At 40.5% G+C, this 23,044-nt stretch carries 13 protein-coding genes and 1 pseudogene; 3 read left to right on the forward strand and 11 right to left on the reverse strand.

Annotated features, from left to right (window positions below):
* Positions 1-207 precede the first annotated feature (207 nt).
* Together ACN1CD_RS20315 and ACN1CD_RS20320 are read left to right on the forward strand one after the other, a co-directional pair.
* Positions 208-1,506 (forward strand): hypothetical protein, encoded by a 1,299-nt coding sequence (locus tag ACN1CD_RS20315; protein ID WP_419132241.1) that lies wholly within the window; start codon positions 208-210, stop codon positions 1,504-1,506.
* Positions 1,507-1,598: 92 nt separating this feature from the next.
* On the forward strand, positions 1,599-2,672 hold the full coding sequence (locus ACN1CD_RS20320) for a hypothetical protein (RefSeq protein ID WP_419132242.1): 1,074 nt from the start codon (positions 1,599-1,601) through the stop codon (positions 2,670-2,672).
* Positions 2,673-3,334: 662 nt separating this feature from the next.
* Here the strand turns inward: ACN1CD_RS20320 and ACN1CD_RS20325 are convergent.
* Both ACN1CD_RS20325 and ACN1CD_RS20330 read right to left on the reverse strand, forming a co-directional pair.
* A complete protein-coding gene (locus ACN1CD_RS20325; protein ID WP_419132243.1) occupies positions 3,335-3,901 on the reverse strand; it encodes a sugar O-acetyltransferase in 567 nt (188 codons plus the stop codon).
* A gap of 310 nt (positions 3,902-4,211) precedes the next feature.
* Positions 4,212-5,180, reverse strand: coding sequence for a family 43 glycosylhydrolase (locus ACN1CD_RS20330; protein ID WP_419132244.1), 969 nt, complete (start codon positions 5,178-5,180; stop codon positions 4,212-4,214).
* Between the two features lie 165 nt (positions 5,181-5,345).
* Between ACN1CD_RS20330 and ACN1CD_RS20335 the strand changes: the two genes are divergently transcribed.
* Positions 5,346-5,774: a DUF1810 domain-containing protein gene (locus tag ACN1CD_RS20335; RefSeq protein ID WP_419132245.1), complete on the forward strand. Its 429-nt coding sequence runs from the start codon at positions 5,346-5,348 to the stop codon at positions 5,772-5,774.
* 74 nt (positions 5,775-5,848) lie between these two features.
* Here ACN1CD_RS20335 and ACN1CD_RS20340 read toward each other — a convergent pair whose 3' ends face one another.
* The 9 genes and pseudogenes from ACN1CD_RS20340 to ACN1CD_RS20380 all read right to left on the reverse strand — a co-directional run.
* The gene (locus ACN1CD_RS20340) at positions 5,849-7,606 is read right to left on the reverse strand and encodes an ATP-binding protein (protein ID WP_419132246.1); all 1,758 of its coding nucleotides are present in this window, start codon (positions 7,604-7,606) and stop codon (positions 5,849-5,851) included.
* Entirely contained in the window at positions 7,607-7,897 is a 291-nt protein-coding gene (locus ACN1CD_RS20345; protein WP_419132247.1) for a circadian clock KaiB family protein, read from the reverse strand.
* 28 nt (positions 7,898-7,925) lie between these two features.
* The gene (gene kaiB / locus ACN1CD_RS20350) at positions 7,926-8,213 is read right to left on the reverse strand and encodes a circadian clock protein KaiB (RefSeq protein WP_419132248.1); all 288 of its coding nucleotides are present in this window, start codon (positions 8,211-8,213) and stop codon (positions 7,926-7,928) included.
* Positions 8,213-9,964 carry a circadian clock protein KaiC gene (gene kaiC / locus ACN1CD_RS20355; RefSeq protein ID WP_419132249.1) on the reverse strand — a complete coding sequence of 584 codons (1,752 nt, stop codon included), beginning with the start codon at positions 9,962-9,964 and terminating at the stop codon, positions 8,213-8,215. Before kaiC ends, kaiB begins: the two co-directional genes overlap by 1 nt.
* A gap of 470 nt (positions 9,965-10,434) precedes the next feature.
* Entirely contained in the window at positions 10,435-11,133 is a 699-nt protein-coding gene (locus ACN1CD_RS20360) for a LytR/AlgR family response regulator transcription factor (protein ID WP_419132250.1), read from the reverse strand.
* 419 nt (positions 11,134-11,552) lie between these two features.
* Positions 11,553-13,511 (reverse strand): OmpA family protein, encoded by a 1,959-nt coding sequence (locus tag ACN1CD_RS20365; protein WP_419132251.1) that lies wholly within the window; start codon positions 13,509-13,511, stop codon positions 11,553-11,555.
* A 24-nt stretch (positions 13,512-13,535) separates the two neighbouring features.
* The gene (locus tag ACN1CD_RS20370; protein WP_419132252.1) at positions 13,536-14,549 is read right to left on the reverse strand and encodes a type IX secretion system membrane protein PorP/SprF; all 1,014 of its coding nucleotides are present in this window, start codon (positions 14,547-14,549) and stop codon (positions 13,536-13,538) included.
* An 18-nt stretch (positions 14,550-14,567) separates the two neighbouring features.
* Complete coding sequence (locus ACN1CD_RS20375; protein ID WP_419132253.1) at positions 14,568-22,784, reverse strand: DUF7507 domain-containing protein; 8,217 nt, start codon at positions 22,782-22,784, stop codon at positions 14,568-14,570.
* Positions 22,785-22,916: 132 nt separating this feature from the next.
* A pseudogene (locus ACN1CD_RS20380) lies at positions 22,917-23,039 on the reverse strand (hypothetical protein); the annotation flags it as partial.
* Positions 23,040-23,044: the final 5 nt, after the last annotated feature.

Below are 23,044 nucleotides of genomic sequence, written 5' to 3' on the forward strand. Positions count from 1 at the left end.
TCATTTGGGTATAAACAGGCTTTTATTTTGATCAATAAAGAAATAGCGTGGCTATGTACACCTGAATGTTTGTAAAAAAAATCATCCTATAAATATGGATCCTGAAAAGGTCCTGTGAAAAACGAAACCATCATGATATTTTCTTTATCATCAAATAAGATAAATCAATCATGATTGCTTCATCAACTTTGAAAAAAATCAAAAACCATGAAAAATTTTAAAAAATTAATCGGTCTTTTATCAGTTGTTGCTGTTTCTTTTACAGCTTGTAAAAAAAATGAAGGTGGATCAGCTTCATTTAACAACCGCAGCACTTCAGCAGCAGATTATTCGCAATCATCTTTACCAGTGGTTGCTGTTAGCGGAGACATTACCAGCTCTGTTACCTGGACAGCAGGAAACGTTTACGAATTAAGCGGTATAGTAACGGTTAGAGGTGGTGCAACCTTAACCATCGAACCAGGTACTTATATCAAATCAAGCGTAAACACAGCAGGTGTACAAAATGGTGTATTGGTAATTGCAAAAGATGGCAATATCAATGCTGTTGGTAATTCATCAAATCCAATCGTATTTACTAGCCGTAACCTATTAGATGGCAATGCCAGCACAACAGGCGCCCCTGGTGATTTTGGTGGTGTGATTATTTTAGGTAATGCCACAATCAATGTTGGTGATAAACTAATTGAAGGTTTAGCTGATCAGCCTCAGTTTCATTACGGAGGAACAAATGATGCAGATAACCGTGGTAACTTTCAATATGTACGTATTGAGTATGCAGGTTTTCAATTGGCACCTAACGTTGAAGTTAATGGTTTAACAATGGGTGGCGTAGGTAGTGGAACTACAATCGATCACGTTCAAGTTTCTTATGGCCTTGATGATGGATTTGAATTCTTTGGTGGAACAGTGAGCCCAAGCAATTTGGTGGCATTGGCATCTGATGATGATCAGTTTGATTTTGACAACGGTTTTACAGGCGTATTGGCAGATGCAGTAGCCATTGCTGATAGAAATTCTACACATAGCGTTAGTGGTGGTAATAGCGATTCAAACGGTATCGAATCTGACAACAATGCCCCTGCAGAAGACGGATCTTTTAGTTTAACTCCAAAAACCCACCCGATTTTAGTTAACGTGAGCATTTTCGGAACCGAAAACACGAGTAATATAGCAGGTTCAGGTTATCGTAATGGTATCCGTGAGCGTAGAGGTTCTGAGGTTGAATTGGCTAATGTAATTGTATCTGGCTACAATACAGGTATCGCATTTGATGCAGATGCCCCTGCTGGTCCTTCTACAATTACCAACACTTCCGTTCATGGCTTCGTTAATGCCGTAACTGTGGCATCAGGTAGCTTTAATGATGGTGGCGGCAATTCATTTGTTGTGAATTCTAATGCTGATGCTTTTGGTGTTAGCCAACCATGGTACAATACTCCGGGTTCTCCTTCTACGGTTACACTTCCAACTTGGGCTAGTAGCTGGACAAAACTTGAATTCTAATTTTCTCTCTTAACAAAAGAAACTATACCCAATTGGGTATAGTTTCTTTATTAAACACAGTATTACGCTGTTTTAAATGCTAATTATTAAATATGAAACTTAAAATTTTTACCCTCTCGTTTCTTTCTTTAGTTCTTTTACTAAGTTTATCTTGTCGCAAGGCAGAACTTCTGGAGCCTGAACAACCAAAAGTAATTCAGTTTACGGTGACCGGAAGTACTACTGTAGATTTGGAATACCTTTACAGAGACAGTGTAATTGCAACAACTAAAGCCGGTACTGGTAGTATAAATGTTAAAACACTACTCTCAGTAAAAGATCAAAATGCCCAGCTTTTAGTTAGAAAAAAAGGAAGTACAGAAATTATACTAAGCAAGGATGTGATGCCTGCCCCCTTCAACCAAAACATCGCTATTTTTTACGATGGCCTAAAAGTATATGATCAGGCCATTTCCTTACTGATTAAGGGTTATGCCTTAACTGGAGAGCTTGAATTTTTATTGGATGGAAATATCATCCTTTCTAAAAGCGGAGTGGTAGATAACCGATCTTCTATTTTAATCAATAAAGGTACTTCAAGAGAAATTCAGATTCGAAAAAAAGGTGAAACTACCGTTTTATTTAAAAAAACAATAGCATCAAATATTCAACAACAGAATATTCAGTTCTTTTTCGATGGCGTAAAGATCGTTGATAATGTAAAACTAGATCCTCCCGCAAATTCGGCCAACATGATGATTAGTGCTAAGTTCGAAACCAGATACCCGGCTCAATTTAAAAACGTTGATGTGGATATTGTTTTTTATGCCAATAACCAAACCACAAAAGTAGCTACTAAAATCTCTCCTGAAATAAGGTTAACACTAGCTAAAGATGGAAGTTTTAACACCATCGAACTTCCACCTCTCCCAGGCACAAATTATATTTACAGTTTTGATATTTTAGAAAAAGGCACCAATACCGTACCCTATTCTAGTTTAACTACTCCGTTAATTACTTCCGGGTTTCCTTTTGTTGCGAATAACGGTCGTTTTGGAACACTTACTTTTGAGGCAGGTAAATCTAAATTGTTCTTGATAAGAGATAAAAACAATTTGATAACCACTACGCCTAGAGGCACTGCTCTATCTGGAGAGTTGACTGATCTATCTCAATATTTTCAGTAAAAAATTATATTATAAAAATGGGGAAGCTACATCGGCAATCCCCATTTTTTTTAACAAATGAGGTCATAAACTAAAGAAGATCAAAACTAACTAAACTATATTGCTGATCAACCTAAAATCCATCGGTTCCGCATACAACGATAACACCTGTAGCGTTTTATCGTCAGCCAAAATAATATAGTTTTCATCAGCTTGGTGCGTGGGATTCGTTGAAGATCAAAGCTATCACCTCTGCCGCATGGGCATAAGCTAAACTCATCACTGTCATCAATATCTTCTTTGTTAACTATCATAAAATAAAAAAATGTTTAATAGGTACTGTAATTCATTCAATAAAGATAAAAGACTGACATTAAGTTAGTATTAATACATAATTACCTTATAAATAGATATATAAATAAACTTAAATAAACATTTAAGTTAAGTAATATTTTAAATTACTTTATTAGAATTAAGAAAATTCAAGATAAAGCAGAGCCACGTAAATGAAAATTGCAAGCTTACTTACATTAATAAGTTGGAGATTATAAAACCATAATTTTATAACCCGGCAGGAAAAGTAACGGGTATGGTTTTCAGAAATTTACTAAACTAGTATTAAAGTTAAATACATTCCAGTTGTAGAAATAGGGATGTGCTTTACACAAGTTCAAAATATACCTCTATTTTAGAAAATCTAACTGCTTAACCACTTTACAAGGAGAACCTACTGCCAAAGAATTAGGTGGAATGCTTTTGGTAACCACACTTCCTGCACCAATTGAACAACCATCACCAATTGTTACGCCAGGAAGCAAGATACAATCCCCTCCTATCCAAACATCATTTCCAATGGTGACAGGTTTGGCAAAACCAATGTGCTTATTTCGATCTACCGGATTAACCGGATGGCTGGCCGTATAAATCTGAACATTCGGCGCAATAAAAACATTATTCCCGATGGTTACGGGGCAACAATCCAGTAGCACAAAATTGAAATTGATAAACACATTGCTGCCAATTTTGGTATGGCATCCGTAATCAATTCTAATCGCTTTTTCGATATGAACATTATCTCCAACTTCTGCAAATATTTGTCGTTGCAGGTTTTCTTTGGTTTTCGTATCTCTCGGACTAGTATTGTTAAATAAATCTACAAGCTCCCTCACCTGATATCTGATTTCAACCAATTCAGGATCATTGATGTTGTAATGCTCACCAGCAAGCATCTTTTCTCTTTCAGATTTCATTTTTTTCTATTCTTTTATGGCTGAGATTCTTTCAAAACACATTACCGCAGGGCAAGATATTAACAAAAAATCTATAAAAAATAACATTCTGAGCAAATAGGTGCATTTGTCAGAAAAGGTGCATTCAATAAAGTGATAAGGCTATTTTAAGTCCGGATACGAATCCAGTTTAAGGTTGATGGAAATGGCCGTTGTAGCAGTTAATCAAACCATTATTTCCAAAAAAAACCGGAAAAAACTAATAAAGACCGCATTAGTTTAGCGGATTAATTTCCTCCTCACCGAACATCTTTTCAAGAAAGTTAAGCCCCTATAATTTTTCGATTACGGGCCAGCCATTTTTCCAGCTTATTTGTCGGAGTAATAACTTTGGAGCACCATTCTGTTTGGCAGAATAGCCATGAAATATGAGGTAATCCTTTTTCTCAAAAGTAGCCACCGCGTTGTGTCCAACGCCATACCAATCTTCATTACCGCTCAAAACCAGCTTTCCACCACCCGTTACCATAGATTTCCCTTGATCATCAAGATATGGTCCAGTCACCACTTTGGATCGCCCAACAATCATTTTGTAAGTACTTTCTTTGCCTCTGCAACAATAATCGATCGAGGTAAATAAATAATAATAATTCCCTTTCTTAAAAATATACGGCGCTTCAATGGCATTGGCTTTATCTCCCCGACTAGCAATAGTCTCTAAATTTTGTGTAGAACCCTCAACCTCCAATCGGCTGGCCTTAAGTTGGATAATTTTTATCCCATCCCAAAAAGATCCAAATACCAAATAAGGAATGCCGTTTTTATCGGTAATAAAATTTGGATCTATAGCATTCCAATTGGTTTTACCAACCTTAGACTGAATTACCATACCATGGTCTACCCATTTATATCCGGAATCCGTAGGGTTAAGGGTAACATTGGTCGCTACTCCAATTGCCGACGTATTTTTACCAAAGGTTGATGCAGAATAATACAGATAGTAACGTCCATTTGAAAAGGAGATATCGGGCGCCCAGATGTAACCTTTAAAACCCGGCACAGCATCTACCGCCCATTGGGGTGCAGTATCGAAAACAGGTGGTTCAGCCTTCCAATTGATCCGGTCTTTAGATGACCATACTGTAATTCCCTTACCGGTACAATACAAATAATAGCGATTGTTTTGCTGCATCATTACCGGATCGTGCGCACTTATATTTTGTTTTAAATCCTGACTTTGCACCATTGGCGCACGTACAAAATTAAGCAGCAGAAACACCATTAAAAGTTTAATTCGCATAAAAACAAACTTACTAACTTATCTATAAGAAGCAGTAGCAGAAATTACGAGATTCTTGCCTTTTGAGAATTTCAAATCAACTATATGGGCAATGCTTTTTTAACCTTAAGATTAAAAATGCCAGATAAAAACTAAAACGCTGTTTGGAAGATCCTATATTTAGCCATGGAAACAAATACTTTAGAGAGATTTTTAAAAGCGCAGGATGCTAATTATGCAGATGCCTTCGCTGAAATTTCGAATGGAAGAAAAACAACGCACTGGATGTGGTATGTATTCCCTCAGCTCTCCGGATTAGGTAAAAGTGAAATGGCCAAATATTACAGTATTGCTAATTCTCAAGAAGCCAAAGAGTATCTTAAACATCCTGTACTTGGGAAACGGCTGGAAGAAATATCTTCTGCACTATTAAAACATCAAGACAAAAGTGCTTACGCAATTCTGGGATCGCCCGATGATTTGAAACTTCAATCTTCGATGACGTTATTTTCCAGCCTTGAGGATGCACCTACAGTTTTTAAGGAAATATTACATCATTTTTATAGTGATCAGATTGACTCAGCTACGGTAAAGTTGCTGGAATCGGAAAGATAATTTGTGAAAAGATCCTGAATCGGTTCAGGAAGACAGCGACATGGAACAGTGATAAAAAGTTTGCGCAGTTTGAATTAACGCTGATCAAGCGGAATACTAAAGTAAAAAGTTGAGCCGATCCCCATTTCACTTTCAACCCAGATTTTACCATTATGTCTGGTAACAATCTCAGAGGATAAGTAAAGCCCTATACCAAAACCAGAAACAGTAGCCATTTGTGAACTTTCTACCCGATAAAACCTTTCGAAAAGTTTAGGTAAGTCATCTTTCGGAATCCCCATGCCCTGGTCCTTTATCATAAAGATTGCGTTCTGATCACAAGCCAGACATTCTATAAATATTTTGCTCTTTATGGGAGAATATTTGACTGCGTTTCCAATCAGATTATTAATCACATGGCCGAGCTTATTGAGATCTGCATTAATAAATAGCCCCGGCTGACCCTTATAGGAAATTTCATGGTTAGATCCGGTGGTTGTATACTCCTCGATAATTTCTTCTACTATTGCAGATAATTCTATGCGCTGCAGGTCCATAAACATCTTCCCGGATTCGAACCGGGAGATATTCAGGAAGCCGTTAATCATGTTAGTCATTTTGGTAATCTGCCGTTCTGCTCCATCCAGCGCCTTTACTGCAAATCCATTATCATTACCTTTTGCCTTCAGTTGCATCACCTGAATATATCCTTTCATAGAAGTGAGTGGCGTTTTTAATTCATGACTCACCATCGCAATGAAATCATTTTTACGCTGCTCATCCTGCTTTTGGGCCGTTACATCCATAATCACAGCATATACACTGGCAAAATTACCTTCTTTATCCTTTTTCACTTTACCCACAACACGCATCCATTTACGTTCTCCTGAGGTAAGGTGTTTAATCGGATAAGTAGTATCCAATGGTGTTCCTAATTTCGCACAAGCTTCGAGCACCTGGTTTACCTCTGCAACATATTCCGGCTCTATCGCACTCACTACCATGTGCCAGTCAATATCTCCAAATTCAGGCAAACCATACAGCAGCCTAAACCGTGGAGACATATCTGCCTTACCTGTCTTCAGATCCACCCGACAGCTTCCCAGTTCGCCTGCATTAAATGCCGACTGAAGATTATCGTCACTTTCCTTTAACCCCTCAAGCGCAATGCTCAACTGTGTATTCATCTTTAGCTGAAAATCATTCGCCATTTTCAACTCATCATTCTTTAATTCCAGTTCAGCCGTACGAAGTTTTACAATATTTTCCAGGTTGCTATTAAGTTCATCTGTAATTTGTCTGGCCTCCTCTAATTGTTCATTTCTAATCTGCAGTAGTAACTGATGTTTTTTAAGTTCTGTTAAATCTGTTATGATGATACTTAATGCAGTGCCCTCATCAAGTTTTAAGACTTTTAGCGATAGTTGTACAGCGATTTTTTCTTGCTCACGATTAACTAGATTCAACTCTGTTCTGGTGTCAATCTCCCAGGCTGCATCAATCACCTCCTGAGCGAAAATCCAATCTTCTTTCAAAATAAAATCAAGGAGTTTCATCCCGATTACCTTTTCAAGTGGAACGGTACACAGTGCTGCAAAACGCGAATTACAATATAAAATCCGGCCATCCTGATCGAGTGTCAACGCACTTTCAGTCATTTGCTCAATAAAAATCCTGTAAGTTTGATCGGCACTTTTTAGGGTAAAAAGCTGATGACCGTCTTTGCCATTTACCACCAGGGCATCTACTTCACCAGTGCGGATGGCGTGAATAATATCATTGGCCTCCTCAAGCTGGATTTGCAATTCGCGGTTAGCTGCCTCAAGTTGAAGAACTTCTCTCGACTTTTCCATTTACTTAATCCTAATGCCTAAGCCCCTTAAAACCTTTTCCCGATCGGAGAAGTCACCAATAATCCGCCTGCAAGGATCTGGTTTTTTCTTCAGCAACATTGGGATTGCAGTTACATTTTCATCTCGTACGAGCAAGGGTTGCTGGTGCGCATCGATAATTTCAAGTTCATAGCGATCCTTCAGAAATTCCTCGCAAATTTCCCTCAGATTTTTTATAGCACGAACCGAAACCGGCGACGACCCGGCAATAAAAAGTCTTAAAATAAAATATTCACCCTGCTCCTGCTCCATTTAAATTGTCTCCCGTATCTTAAATTAACTAAACTGTTGGTTTGGGACGAATATCTAACCCAACCAACACTTTTTCAACATTTGAGAGGTCGCCGATGATTTTTCGAACAGGTTCAGGCACCTTTTTAACCAGGGTTGGAATCGCCAGAATCTGATCTCCTTCAGCAAGTTGTGGTTTTTCCAACAGATCGACTACTTCAATGCTATATTCCCCTGCAAGATGGTCTTCACAAATTCGTTTAAGGTTTTCCAGGGCAACAACAGACTTTGTCGTTTTGCCCGCAACATAAAGTCGCAGCTCATAAGTTTTACCCACTATTTTTTTATTTTATTTGACAGCGCATTTGATGAAAAGCCTGTATTCCCTCCGCGTAAATCGGTCATCTTCGATAGGGTATCACCCATGATTTGTTTTTTTAAGGCTTCTTCCACATAAACTTTATTTAATTCTTCTTCTGCGGATTCAAATTCAGATCGCAGACTATCTATTTTAGATTCTAAAACTTTTTTCTTACGAATTAACTCACGATCTTTCCGGCTAATGGCCTGAGCATGAATCAACTCACTCGTTTGCTCCAGCAATAACCTGGTGGCACGTGCAGATCCGGTTAATACGCCGTCTTCTGCCAGGAAGACATCTTCCAGATCAAGACCATCATCTGTAATCACAAATTCCCTAACCTGATTAGAATGTTTCATCCCTCTGGATTTCATGATATACAAACCCCGGTTTCGCTCGCCATTGTTCTCGATATCCCTGATCAGCAACCAGGCATCAACCAATGAGGAAACACCTTCATCGGTTTGTTCATTCACAATACTATTAAGTGTAAGCGCCGTGAACATTACTGTAATTTGTTCAGCTTGTAAAAAGTCGATCAAACGAACCAGCATCGTTCTTACCTCACTCACAGAACCTATCGTGATCAGGTTTGTGATCGGGTCAAGAATAACAACGTCTGGTTTAAACTTTTTAATTGCCTTATGGATGGCTACCAAATGCATTTCTAAGCCGTAAAGTGTTGGCCTTGAAGCATAGAACGATAAATAACCATTATCTATATGAGCTTGCAAATCCATTCCAATGGATAGCATATTTCTGATGATCTGCTTTGGAGATTCTTCGAAAGCGAAAAAGAGACATTTCTCTTTTCTAAGACAGGTAACATTGGCAAAGCTGGCGGCAATACTGGTCTTACCTGTTCCTGCTGTACCTGAAACGAGAATGCTGCTCCCTTTATAGAATCCCTTATTACCAAGCATTTTATCTAAAGCCGGAATGCCGGATGAAATGCATTTCGATGAAACCTCCTTGTTGAGTTCGAGTGAAGTAACGGGCAACACAGAAATTCCCTCTTCATCAATAAGGAAAGGATATTCGTTGGTGCCATGTACAGAACCACGGTACTTAACGATTCTTAGTCTTCTTGTCGAAATTTGATTAATAATTCTATGGTCGAGAAGAATCACACAGTCTGAAACATACTCTTCCAATCCTTGTCTTGTTAAACTTTTCTCTCCCCTTTCACCAGTGATGATAGCTGTTACTCCTTTTGATTTCAAAAATTGGAAAAGCCTTCTGATTTCGGCACGAAGAATACCATCATTATTTAATCCTGAAAAAAGGTTTTCTATGGTATCCAGTACAACGCGTTTAGCTCCGATACTATCGATGGCATAACCCAAGCGAATAAAAAGACCTTCCAGATCATACTCCCCGGTTTCTTCTATCTCCGAACGGTCGATATGCACATAATCAATGCGAATTTTTTTATCTTTTTCCAGTTGCTCAAGGTCAAAGCCGAGAGAAGCTACATTTGTTTTAAGCTCATCGGCCTTCTCTTCAAATGCCATAAACACACCAGGCTCATTATAATCCAATGCTCCCCTAACGATGAATTCGATGGAAAAAAGTGTTTTACCAGATCCTGCCTCACCACAAATAAGTGTGGGACGATTTGACGGAAGACCTCCTAATGTGATCTCATCTAGACCTGATATTCCTGTTCGGGTTTTTGAAATGCCAGTCATTAATTCAGACCTGGACTTGCTAGTGTTTTTAGCCATTCATTTTTTGTTAAAAACTAAATGTATGAATAATATCATTTATTGTAAACTGCCCATTAAACAAAGCCGGGGTTTCAATACTAAAATAGAATACTTAGATTTAAACAAACATTTGTTTGGTGACAACCATATAACAGATTAAAAACGTATTAGTTTTCAATCCAAACCAAATAAATGAAAATCAAATCTGTATATTATTACAGTGAAGTCGTTTACAAAAAAAATCATTTTAATTTATATGATCATAATGAATAAGGATTGAAAGAGCGTTTAGAAGATATGCCGTATCCGTTAAATGCTTCCGTATTTATCTGTAAAATGCTGGAAGGAATTTATGTTAATTGTGATCATCCTAACTTTTTTATTGAAAACCGGTGCGGTGTATAAAAAGGATAATACTAACCAATGCAGGTCGTAAATATTAATCAGCACTTTTCTACATGGATTAGATAGGGTGAACAACCGTTCCCTTATAAAAACTTCATAGATTTGTTGAGATTGGCCCTGTAACTATCGGAAACAGGAACGAGGTGCTTATCTATGATGAGCGTTTTGCCTTCAATACCGTCTATTTTACTCAGACTGATAATAAAAGACCGGTGAATCCGTAAAAAAAACTGCTGTGGTAATTTATGTTCAATATTTTTTAAAGAAGAATGGATAGAGTAATCAACATTTCCAACCAATTGGATTTTTACATAATCGCCTATGGCTTCAAAATATAAAATATCAATAACTTTCACCCGGCGAACAATATTAGAATCTCTGATAAATATGAATTCAGGAAAATTAACTTCTTGAGTGTTCTGATTTCTAATTGCAATGGCTTTAGCTTTTTCAATGGCTTTTAAAAACCGCGAAGCTGAAATTGGTTTGAGCAAAAAATCGACTACATTCAAACTGAAGGCTTCAACAGCGTGTTCTGCTATAGATGTGGTAAAAATAATTAAGGGTGGTTTATCCTCCAAAATTTTCGCCAGTTCCAGTCCACTCATACCGGGCATCAGAATATCTAAAAAGATAAGATCGATCTTATTTTCCATGATTTGCTGATGTGCTTCGATGGCATCCTCACATTCTGCAACCAGGATAAGTGAGGTATCCAGAGATATTAACTTTTTAATCAGGAGTCTAAAAATCTTGTTATCATCAACAATCAGGCAGTTCATTAAGCGTATTTTTTTCCTACTAACTTACAAAATACGGTTATAACAAAAGAATATATAAGCACAAATCTATGGTAAATTTATTTCCTCAACAGGATATGCTAATGGTTCCTGCTGACGTATTATAAACATACATAAACAGTATGATAAAATAAGGTCATAACTTAAGTAAAAACAATCTGATCGCAGAAATTAATCAGATTATTCTTTAATTTTTAAAATAGGAAAATTTGATTTTAGCGACTATTTGATGATCTGTTGATTGAGTTTTAGTTAAAGTGATTCATCTTCTTTGAAGGTTCTCCTAAAGGATTAATACTTAGCTTTAATATGGGGCCACCCGGATGCAAGATCATACCATTCAGTAATCAGAATATTATTTCTGTCTGCCTGTTTGATCGGCCGGATTTCCCCATATCAAATTAATACTTCACAATTTTAAACTCCGTTCGCCTGTTTGCCTGATGCTCGGCAATAGAGCAGGCGAGACCATTCTTGCACCTGTTTAGCAATTGCGTTTCTCCATATCCTTTAGCTTTCATGCGGCTTCTTTCAATACCCCGGCTAACCAGATAATTAACAGCAGATTGTGCACGCCGCTGAGAAAGATCTATATTATAAATATCTGAGCCCCGGCTATCTGTATGCGATCCCATTTCAATTTCCAGAGTGGGATTATCCCGCATAATACGTACTGTTTCATCAAGTATTTTGGCAGCATCTGGCCTGATATTGTCTTTATCGAAATTATAATGAATATTTTTGATCTCTATCTTAGTTCCAACTACAAAAAGTGGCTGTAGATAGAGGTTTACTTCCAGTGTATCAGATTTTGTGAGGCCAACAGTTGTTACAGTTGCAGAGTCGCTGTAGTACCGTGCTTTCTGCCCCAGCAGGGTATAGTTCATGTTTCGATCCAGTTCGAAGAAGTATTTACCAGAATCTGCCGTAAGTTGTTTTCCAACTAATCGGCGTTCTTCAGTCAGGAGTGTTACATCGGTTAGCGGAAGTATAGCTCCTGTGGTTTTATTAAATGAGATCCCTTTTAAAGCGAGGATGATCTTTGGTTTTTGATTGCCGAAACTGTAAATATCATCGCCTCCTTTTCCACCCTTCCTGTTAGATGACAGGTAACCTGTACCGAGATCTGCTGAAGGTAAAGACGTTTTAATAAATGCAAAATCATCGCCTGGAGAATTAATGGGGTAATGCAGGTTGACGGGCTTAGTCCAGCTATTTCGTTCACCCTGGGTTACAAACAGATCAAGTCCGCCCATGCCTGGTAAACCATTACTGGAATAATACAGCACACCATCTACTCCTATTGAGGGGAACATTTCATTACCACTGGTATTAACAGATTTCCCTGCGTTTTCAGGCTTGCTCCAGTTGCCATCGCTTTGTAAGATGCTGTACCAGATATCTGTACCACCGAGACTGCCCGGCATATCAGATGAGAAATATAGTGTTTTTTCATCCTGACTCAGGCTAGCTTGCCCCAGCGAATAGGCTGATACATTATTATAGGCAAAGGGCTTCATCTCCCATTTACCATCCTTTGCGGTATAGATATAAAGTTCGATGTTGTTTGTTCTGAACTTTCTTTTGCCTACTATTTCTATCTCACTATCTTTTTTGCCCACATATGTACGCGAAACAAAAAGCATATCTCCAGCCTTGTTGCTCACTATGGGCCCAATATGGTAACTTCCATTGTTATACGAAGCAACATCCAACGTAGGTAAGCTTAGTGTACTATTTTCTACCCTATCGGCCTTAAATATCCGCAGATATGAATGACCTGTTCTACCCGATATGTTAACGGATTCTTTTGTTTCCGCCTCTCCGGTATAATAAGCATTTCCAGTAATCGGAAATAAGCTGAACTCAGAATTCTCCGTATTAACCAGCGCTTCATTTTTGATGACATGTGCGGTAGGTTTGGAGAGCCATACCTGTGCTGAATCACATCCAATTATTTCATTAAGCACTTTTTTACCATCGCCTGTTTTCTGTGCGTAGGTTTCAAATACCTTTTTAGCCTCTTTGTAACGGAAATTCGATTTGAGTACTGCACCGTAAGCCAGCAGATTTTCATTCTTGCTTTCCGGATAGGTAACCAATCGTGAAAACCAGTTTTCGGCTGCTTCATAATCATTAATATGAGTATAACAGTAAGCCAGTTTTTCAATATCTGCCATTCTTGGAACTTTCACATCCACCAATTTAAGATAGGCAGGAATGGCCTGAGCATAATCATAACTGTCATACTTAAGTTTGGCCCTTTCCCTTAGCGAAAGTTGTTCCTGCGTTTTGCCTTCATTACAAAGTAACATGGCTGCAAAAAGAGGCAGTAAGATATATTTAAAATTTATATTCATGACGTATCTTATTATTATACAGAATTAAAAGAAGCGTGGACTAAGCAAGCGGTTCAACTTTGAGGGGAAGGTTAAGCCAAGGGTAATTTCATGTGAGCCATTTTGTACACTACTCAATCCGCTGGTGATATAGTCATAAGAATAGCCTATCCTGAACCGATTGGAAGCATAAAATTGTACAATACCCGACAGTGAATTGGAATTACTCAATGTTTGACCGCGTCTGAAATCCTTATCCCATAGGTTTACACCTGTGCGAAATCCGCCGCCAATCCAAAACTTATCCGCAAATACGATCATCGCATTCAAATCCAGACTACTTGGCCCCTTAAAATCTTCCTTCCATAGCAAACTCGGTCTTAGTTTTAATCCTTCAGAAAGTTCAAACAAGGCTCCTGTCATGATGTAATAATGGCGTTTGCGCTTAATGTTTTGTTGCGTTGCAGTATCCCATTGAAATACATCATTGGATACATCACCAGAGAACAAATCCATTACAGAGGCCCCGACATAATACCGGGGACTACTATAATAAACACCGAATCGGGCATCAGGGATAAAACTACTGAGGTTGCCATTGGTAACCGTAGGATCATCCACCTCAACAGGACGTAGAGATGCACCATCAATAGCATAATTGGTTACTCCGGCACCTAAGCCGAAGCTTAGTCGTTCGGTATCATCACCATTTAACCTTATTCTATAGGCATAATTTAAATAAATGGAATTGGCCGTTTGTGAACCTAGTTTATCTGCAGTGATCTGAACACCTAAACCAACATTCTTTTTTGTACTCTCTGTTACGCCATCCAAAGAAAGCTGTCCCGTTTGCGGTGCGCCTTTCAGCCCCGTCCACTGTGTGCGGAGCGCAAGTTGTGCAAAGAGTTCTTCCTTATAACCTGCATAGGCAGGGTTTACACTAAGAGAATTAAATATATACTGCGTAAACTGGATGTTCTGTTGCGCCATTACCGGCAGTTTTATCAATAAAACTATCGCTACTGCAAGTAAGGCTTTTTTTATAACAGGCTTCTTCATTTTTGATTCTGTTTAGTATTATCTTTTTAATAAAACCGGTCCGGCAACTGTTTGTGAATCGTTCCCTTTTTTAAGCGTAATCTTATAGAAGTAAGTACCTTCATTAAGCCCATAACCTGTCCAGTCGTTTTTATATCCGTTCATTCTGTAAACCTGGTTACCCCAACGATTGTAGATTTCGATATCTACCGAATCAAATGCTTCCAGCCCTACAATGAAGAAGGTATCATTCTTACCATCACCATTTGGTGTGAAAACATTTGGAATAAAGAACCCTTCTATGGTGATGGTTCCGATAGCATCATTAGTCCAGTTTCCGTTGGCATCTTTTACACGATAAATGAAAGTATCTACTCCTGTAAAACCTGGATTAGGCGTATACAATACTGTACCATCGGTATTTACCCTTACCGTACCATTTTTTGGCTGGGTAATAATCTGGATACTGCTTCGGTCTATTGTAGCGCCATTTCCGCTATCATTACCTAATATATCCATTTGTATAGGCGTATTAAACCCGGTTTTAGTTACATCATTAACTGCAACAGGTATAGTAGCTGTAATCGTGATGTTTACTGTTGCTGGGTTTGATGTTACACCAGATTGGTCTTTCACAGTATAAACAAAGCTATCCGGTCCGCTATAATTAGGATCTGGAACATAAGTAACTGTTCCATCTTTGTTGATGGTTAAAGTACCATGTGCCGGAGGCGTAACAATAACTACGGTAAGCGGATCCAGCGGTGTACTTCCAGGCGTATCGTTTGTCAATATTGGAATCGTAACCGGAACACCTTGTTTAGTGGCCGCATTATCATTCGTGGCAACCGGTGGACGCTCTAGTTGGGTAACTGTTGGATTATCATTATTCACACCCGATCCAGAAACATCAGTAACCGTTTTACCTGATCCATCTTTTGAAGTTACAGTTGCCGTATTTGTTACGTTTCCACGATTAATATCTGTTGATGTAACCAAATAAGTTCGTTTAACCGTTACAGCAGCACCTGGAGCCAAAACTCCAGGTATATTAATTGCTGTATTTGTTATGATTGGGTCATTCAAAACGATATTGTTTAATACAGTAGTTCCGGTATTGGTGATGGTAAATGAATATTCAATACTATTTCCGAGCACAAAACTTCCGTTCAAGCCAGTACCTGTATTCGTTACCGTTTTAACCAGCGCAATGCTACTAATTTGTGGAAGCGGCGTAATGGTACAGGTTGGACAAGCCGGGCTAGCCGGATTATTCGGATCAGCAGGATTGCCGCTTTCTGAATCATCAGTAACCGGATTTCCTTTTGGATCTCTACCATTACCTGTTGCCAGGTTATCTACTCTTCCTGCATCAACATCGGCTTGCGTAATGGTGTATATTGCCTTGAAGGTGGTATTATCCATTGCACCAGGTGCCAGTGTTATTGGACCTCCTGTTACGGTAACCTTGGCGTCAGTAATACGTATACCACTTACCGTTACATTACCGGTGTTTTCTACTTTAAACGTATAGTTAATCGTCTCACCTACCTGCGCTCTGCCATCTCCGTTTGCATCAGCAAACGCAGCTGTTTTAATCAGGCGGATGGCCGGATTTGAAGGTAATGGAGTTACCGTACAGGTCGGACAAGCCGGGGTAGCCGGGTTATTCGGATCAGCAGGATTGCCGCTTTCTGAATTATCAGTAACCGTATTCCCTTTTGGATCTTTACCAGAACCTGTTGCAAGGTTATCTACACGGTCTGCATCAACATCGGCTTGTGTAATGGTATATATCGCCTTGAAGGTGATATTATCCGTTGCACCAGGTGCAAGCGTGATCGGGCCACCTGTTACCATAACTTTCGTGTCCGTAATTTTAATATCACTAACGGTTACGTTACCTGTGTTCTCTACTTTAAATGTATAGTTGATCGTCTCACCTACCTGCGCTTTGCCATCTCCATTTGCATCAGCAAACGCAGCTGTTTTAATCAGGCGGATGGCCGGACTTGATGGTAATGGTGTAACTGTACAGGTTGGACAAGCCGAGGTAGCCGGGTTGTTCGGATCTGCAGGATTACCGCTTTCTGAATCATCAGTTACCGGATTTCCTTTCGGATCTTTACCCATACCTGTTGCCAGGTTATCTACTCTTCCAGCATCAACATCAGCCTGGGTGATCGTGTAAGCTGCTGTGAAGGTACTGTTATCTGTTGCACCAGGTGCCAAAGTGATTGGGCCACCAACAATGGTCACTTTAGTGTCCGTGATTTTAATGTCACTTACCGTAACGTTACCCGTGTTTTCGACCTTAAATGTATAGTTGATCGTCTCGCCTACCTGCGCTTTGCCATCTCCATTTGCATCAGCAAACGCAGCTGTTTTAATCAGGCGGATGGCCGGGCTTGAAGGTAATGGCGTAATGGTACAAGTCGGACAAGCTGGGGTCGCTGGATTGTTCGGATCAGCAAGGTTTCCACTTTCTGAATCATCAGTTACCGGATTTCCTTTCGGATCTTTACCCGTACCTGTTGCCAGGTTATCTACTCTTCCTGCATCTACATCAGCCTGCGTAATCGTATAAGCTGCTGTGAAGGTACTGTTATCTGTTGCACCAGGTGCCAAAGTGATTGGGCCACCAACAATGGTCACTTTAGTATCCGTGATTTTAATATCACTTACCGTTACGTTCCCAGTGTTTTCTACTTTAAATGTATAGTTAATGGTCTCACCTACTTCTGCCTTGCCATTATTATTCGCATCAGCAAATGATCCGGTCTTGGTCAAACGAATAGCTGGGCTTGATGGCAATGGTGTTACCGTACAGGTTGGACAAGCAGGCGTAGTTGGGTTATTCGGATCAGCAGGATTACCGCTTTCTGAATCATCAGTAACCGGGTTGCCTTTTGGATCTTTACCAGAACCTGTTGCCAGGTTATCTACTCTTCCCGCATCCACATCAGCCTGCGTAACCGTATAAGCCGCAGTAAAAGTGGTATTATCAGTTGCACCAGGTGTCAGTGTTATTGGACCTCCTATTACGGTAACCTTGGCGTCAGTAATACGTATACCACTTACCGTTACATTACCAGTGTTTTCTACTTTAAACGTATAGTTAATCGTCTCACCTACCTGCGCTCTGCCGTCTCCATTTACATCAGCAAACGCAGCTGTTTTAATCAGGCGGATAGCAGGACTTGATGGTAATGGTGTAATCGTACAGGTCGGACAAGTTGGGTTAGCCGGGTTGTTAGGATCTGCAGGGTTACCGCTTTCTGAATCATCAGTAACCGGGTTACCTTTTGGATCTTTACCTGTAGCCGTAGCCAAATTGTCTACCCTACCTGCATCAACATCTGCTTGCGTAACCATGTAGGAAGCAGTGAACGTATTATTGTCAACCGCACCAGGAGCCAAAGTAATTGGGCCACCAACGATGGTTACTTTCTGATCCGTGATTTTAATGTCACTTACCGTCACGTTACCTGTATTTTCTACATTAAACGTGTAAGTAATCGTCTCACCTACTTCTGCTTTGCCGTTACTATTCGCATCAGCAAATGTTCCGGTTTTAGTCAGGCGGATCGCAGGACTTGATGGTAATGGTGTAATCGTACAGGTCGGACAAGTTGGGTTAGCCGGGTTATTAGGATCTGCAGGGTTACCGCTTTCTGAATCATCAGTAACCGGATTACCTTTTGGATCTTTACCCGTACCTGTTGCCAGGTTATCTACTCTTCCCGTATCTACATCAGCCTGCGTAATCGTATAAGCTGCAGTAAAAGTGGTATTATCTGTTGCACCAGGTGCAAGCGTGATTGGGCCACCAACGATGGTCACTTTCGGATCTGTGATTTTAATGTCACTTACCGTTACGTTACCCGTGTTTTCTACTTTAAACGTGTAAGTAATCGTCTCACCTACTTCTGCTTTACCGTTATTATTCCCATCAGCGAATGTTCCAGTCTTTGTCAAACGGATAGCAGGACTTGATGGTAATGGCGTGATCGTACAAGTCGGACAAGTTGGGTTAGCCGGGTTGTTCGGATCTGCAGGGTTGCCGCTTTCTGAATCATCAGTAACCGGATTACCTTTTGGATCTGTACCCTTACCTGTTGCCAGGTTATCTACTCTTCCCGCATCTACATCAGCTTGCGTAATGGTATAAGCCGCAGTAAAAGTGGTATTATCCGTTGCACCAGGTGCAAGCGTGATTGGGCCACCTGTTACCATAACTTTAGTATCCGTGATTTTAATATCACTTACCGTTACGTTACCTGTGTTTTCTACCTTGAACGTATAGTTAATCGTCTCACCTACTTCTGCTTTGCCGTTACTATTCGCATCAGCAAATGTTCCAGTCTTTGTTAAACGGATCGCAGGACTTGATGGTAATGGTGTAATCGTACAGGTCGGACAAGTTGGGTTAGCCGGGTTGTTCGGATCTGCAGGGTTACCGCTTTCTGAATCATCAGTAACCGGGTTACCTTTTGGATCTTTACCTGTAGCCGTAGCTAAATTGTCTACCCTACCTGCATCAACATCTGCTTGCGTAACCGTGTATGAAGCGGTGAAACTCGTTGCGTCAACCGCACCAGGAGCCAAAGTAATTGGGCCACCTGTTACCGTAACTTTAGGATCCGTGATTTTAATGTCACTTACCGTAACATTACCTGTGTTCTCTACTTTAAATGTATAATTGATTGTTTCACCTACTTCTGCCTTGCCATTATTGTTCGCATCAGCGAATGTTCCAGTTTTAGTCAGGCGGATGGCAGGACTTGATGGTAATGGCGTAATCGTACAAGTCGGACAAGTTGGGTTAGCCGGGTTGTTCGGATCTGCAGGGTTACCGCTTTCTGAATCATCAGTAACCGGATTGCCTTTTGGATCTGTACCCTTACCTGTTGCCAGGTTATCTACTCTTCCCGCATCTACATCAGCTTGCGTAATCGTATAAGCCGCAGTGAAAGTGGTATTATCCGTTGCACCAGGTGCAAGCGTGATTGGGCCACCTGTTACCGTGACTTTCGTGTCCGTAATTTTAATATCACTTACCGTTACGTTACCAGTATTTTCTACCTTGAACGTATAGTTAATCGTCTCACCTAATTCTGCCTTACCATTATTATTCGCATCAGCGAATGTTCCGGTTTTAGTCAGGCGGATAGCAGAACTTGATGGTAATGGTGTAATCGTACAGGTCGGACAAGTTGGGTTAGCCGGGTTATTAGGATCTGCAGGGTTACCGCTTTCTGAATCGTCAGTAACCGGGTTGCCTTTCGGATCTTTACCCGTACCTGTTGCCAGGTTATCTACTCTTCCCGCATCTACATCAGCTTGCGTAATGGTATAAGCCGCAGTAAAAGTGGTATTATCTGTTGCACCAGGTGCCAAAGTGATCGGACCACCTGTTACCATAACTTTAGTATCCGTGATTTTAATATCACTTACCGTTACGTTACCTGTGTTTTCTACCTTGAACGTATAGTTAATCGTCTCACCTACTTCTGCTTTGCCGTTACTATTCGCATCAGCAAATGTTCCGGTTTTTGTTAAACGGATGGCTGGGGTTGAAGGTAATGGCGTAATCGTACAAGTCGGACAAGTTGGGTTAGCCGGGTTGTTAGGATCTGCAGGGTTACCGCTTTCTGAATCATCAGTAACCGGATTACCTTTTGGATCTTTACCCTTACCTGTTGCCAGGTTATCTACTCTTCCCGCATCCACATCAGCTTGCGTAATCGTATAAGCCGCATTAAAAGTGGTATTATCCGTTGCACCAGGTGCAAGCGTGATTGGGCCACCTGTTACCGTAACTTTCGGATCCGTGATCTGGATGTCACTTACCGTTACGTTACCTATATTTTCTACCTTGAAGGTATAAGTGATTTTCTCACCTACTTCTGCTTTGCCGTTACTATTCGCATCAGCGAATGTTCCAGTCTTTGTCAAACGGATAGCAGGACTTGATGGTAATGGCGTGATTGTACAAGTCGGACAAGTTGGGTTAGCCGGGTTGTTAGGATCTGCAGGGTTACCGCTTTCTGAATCATCAGTAACCGGGTTACCTTTTGGATCTTTACCTGTAGCCGTAGCCATGTTGTCTACTCTTCCCGCATCTACATCAGCTTGTGTAATGGTATAAGCCGCAGTAAACGTGGTATTATCTGTTGCACCAGGTGCCAAAGTGATCGGACCACCAACAATGGTCACTTTCGGATCCGTGATTTTGATATCACTTACCGTTACGTTACCGGTATTTTCTACCTTGAATGTATAGTTGATCGTCTCACCTACTTCTGCTTTGCCGTTGGCATTTGCATCAGCAAATGTTCCGGTTTTAGTCAGGCGGATAGCTGGACTTGATGGTAGTGGTGTAATCGTACAGGTCGGACAAGTTGGGTTAGCCGGGTTATTAGGATCAGCAGGGTTACCGCTTTCTGAATCATCAGTAACCGAATTACCTTTTGGATCTTTACCTGTAGCAGTAGCCAAATTGTCTACCCTACCTGCATCAACATCAGCTTGCGTAATCGTATAAGCCGCAGTAAAAGTGGTATTATCAGTTGCACCAGGTGCAAGCGTGATTGGTCCACCAACGATGGTCACTTTCGGATCCGTGATTTTAATATCACTTACCGTTACGTTACCTGTGTTTTCTACCTTGAAGGTATAAGTAATCGTCTCACCTACTTCTGCCTTGCCGTTATTATTCGCATCAGCAAATGTTCCGGTTTTTGTTAAACGGATGGCTGGACTTGAAGGTAATGGCGTAATCGTACAGGTCGGACAAGTTGGGTTAGCCGGGTTATTAGGATCTGCAGGGTTACCGCTTTCTGAATCATCAGTAACCGGGTTACCTTTTGGATCTTTACCTGTAGCCGTAGCCAAATTGTCTACCCTGCCTGCATCAACATCGGCTTGCGTAACCGTGTATGAAGCAGTGAACGTATTATTGTCAACCGCACCAGGAGCCAAAGTAATTGGGCCACCTGTTACCGTAACTTTCGGATCCGTGATCTGGATGTCATTTACCGTTACGTTACCTATATTTTCTACCTTGAAGGTATAAGTGATTTTCTCACCTACTTCTGCTTTCCCGTTATTATTCGCATCGGCGAATGTTCCAGTCTTTGTCAAACGGATAGCAGGGCTTGGTGTTAATGGTGTAATCGTACAGGTCGGACAAGTTGGGTTAGCTGGGTTATTAGGATCTGCAGGGTTACCGCTTTCTGAATCATCAGTAACTGGGTTACCTTTTGGATCTTTACCTGTAGCCGTAGCCAAATTGTCTACTCTGCCTGCATCCACATCAGCCTGCGTAATCGTGTATAAAGCGGTGAAGGTATTATTATCTACTGCACCAGAAGCCAAAGTAATTGGACCACCTGTAACTGTAACTTTCGGATCTGTGATCTGGATGTCACTCACCGTTACGTTACCCGTGTTTTCTACTTTAAAGGTGTAAGTAATGGTCTCTCCTATTTCGGCCTTACCGTTATTGTTTGCATCAGCGAATGTTCCGGTTTTAGTCAAGCGGAGAGCAGGACAATTAGCTATATCGATATTAATAGTTGTTGGTGAAGAAACGCAACCACCATTTGTATTTCTAGATAAGATAGTATGGCTACCAGCCGCAACATTATTAAATACTGTTGAAGCCTGATATGTACCTCCATTAAGATTATATTCCAAATTTGAACCTGTTGGCGCGGTAATGGTGATGGTACCGGTTGCAGTAGTACAGGTTGGTTGTACAGCGCTCACCGTAGGCGCAGCTGGTGTTACTGGTTGTGGATCAATGGTTATATTGGTAGCTGCAGAAGTACAACCATCACTATTCCTTATTGTAACAGAATAGGTGCCTGATGCTACATTTGTAAAACTGGTTGAAGCCTGATAATTTATTCCATCTATACTATAAGTTATTCCTGTTCCACTTTGTGCAGTAACATTTATTGTTCCTGTTGCGGTAGTACACGTAGGCTGTATTGCCGATACTGTTGGCGAAGCAGGTGTTATCGGCTGTGAATTGATGGTTACATTGGTAGCGGCAGAAGTACAGCCATCGCTGTTTCTTGCCGTTACCGGATAAGTACCTGGCGCAACAGCTGTGAAAGTGGTTGAAGCCTGATAGCTGGTACCATCAATGCTATAGGTATAACCCGAGCTTGTTGGTGCACTGACCGAAATGCTGCCCGTAGCACTGGTACAGGTTGGTTGTACTGAGGTAACCGTTGGAGCAGGCACCGGACCAGATGGCTCTGTAATGGTTACATCTTGAGTTGTTGAGCAGCCATTTGCATCTGTAACAGTAACTGTATAGGTACCTGCAGTAAGGTTATTGGCCGTTGCCGACGCCTGTACCGGATTGGTATTCCATGAATAATTATATGGACTGGTACCTCCACTTGCTGAAGCAGTTGCACTTCCTGTATTAGAACCGTAACAAATTACATTTTGCGATATGATATTGATGCTTAATGCAGCAGAAGGCTGTGCGATGGTTA

This window comes from Pedobacter sp. N23S346 (assembly GCF_048515415.1).
Taxonomy (GTDB): Bacteria; Bacteroidota; Bacteroidia; order Sphingobacteriales; family Sphingobacteriaceae; genus Pedobacter.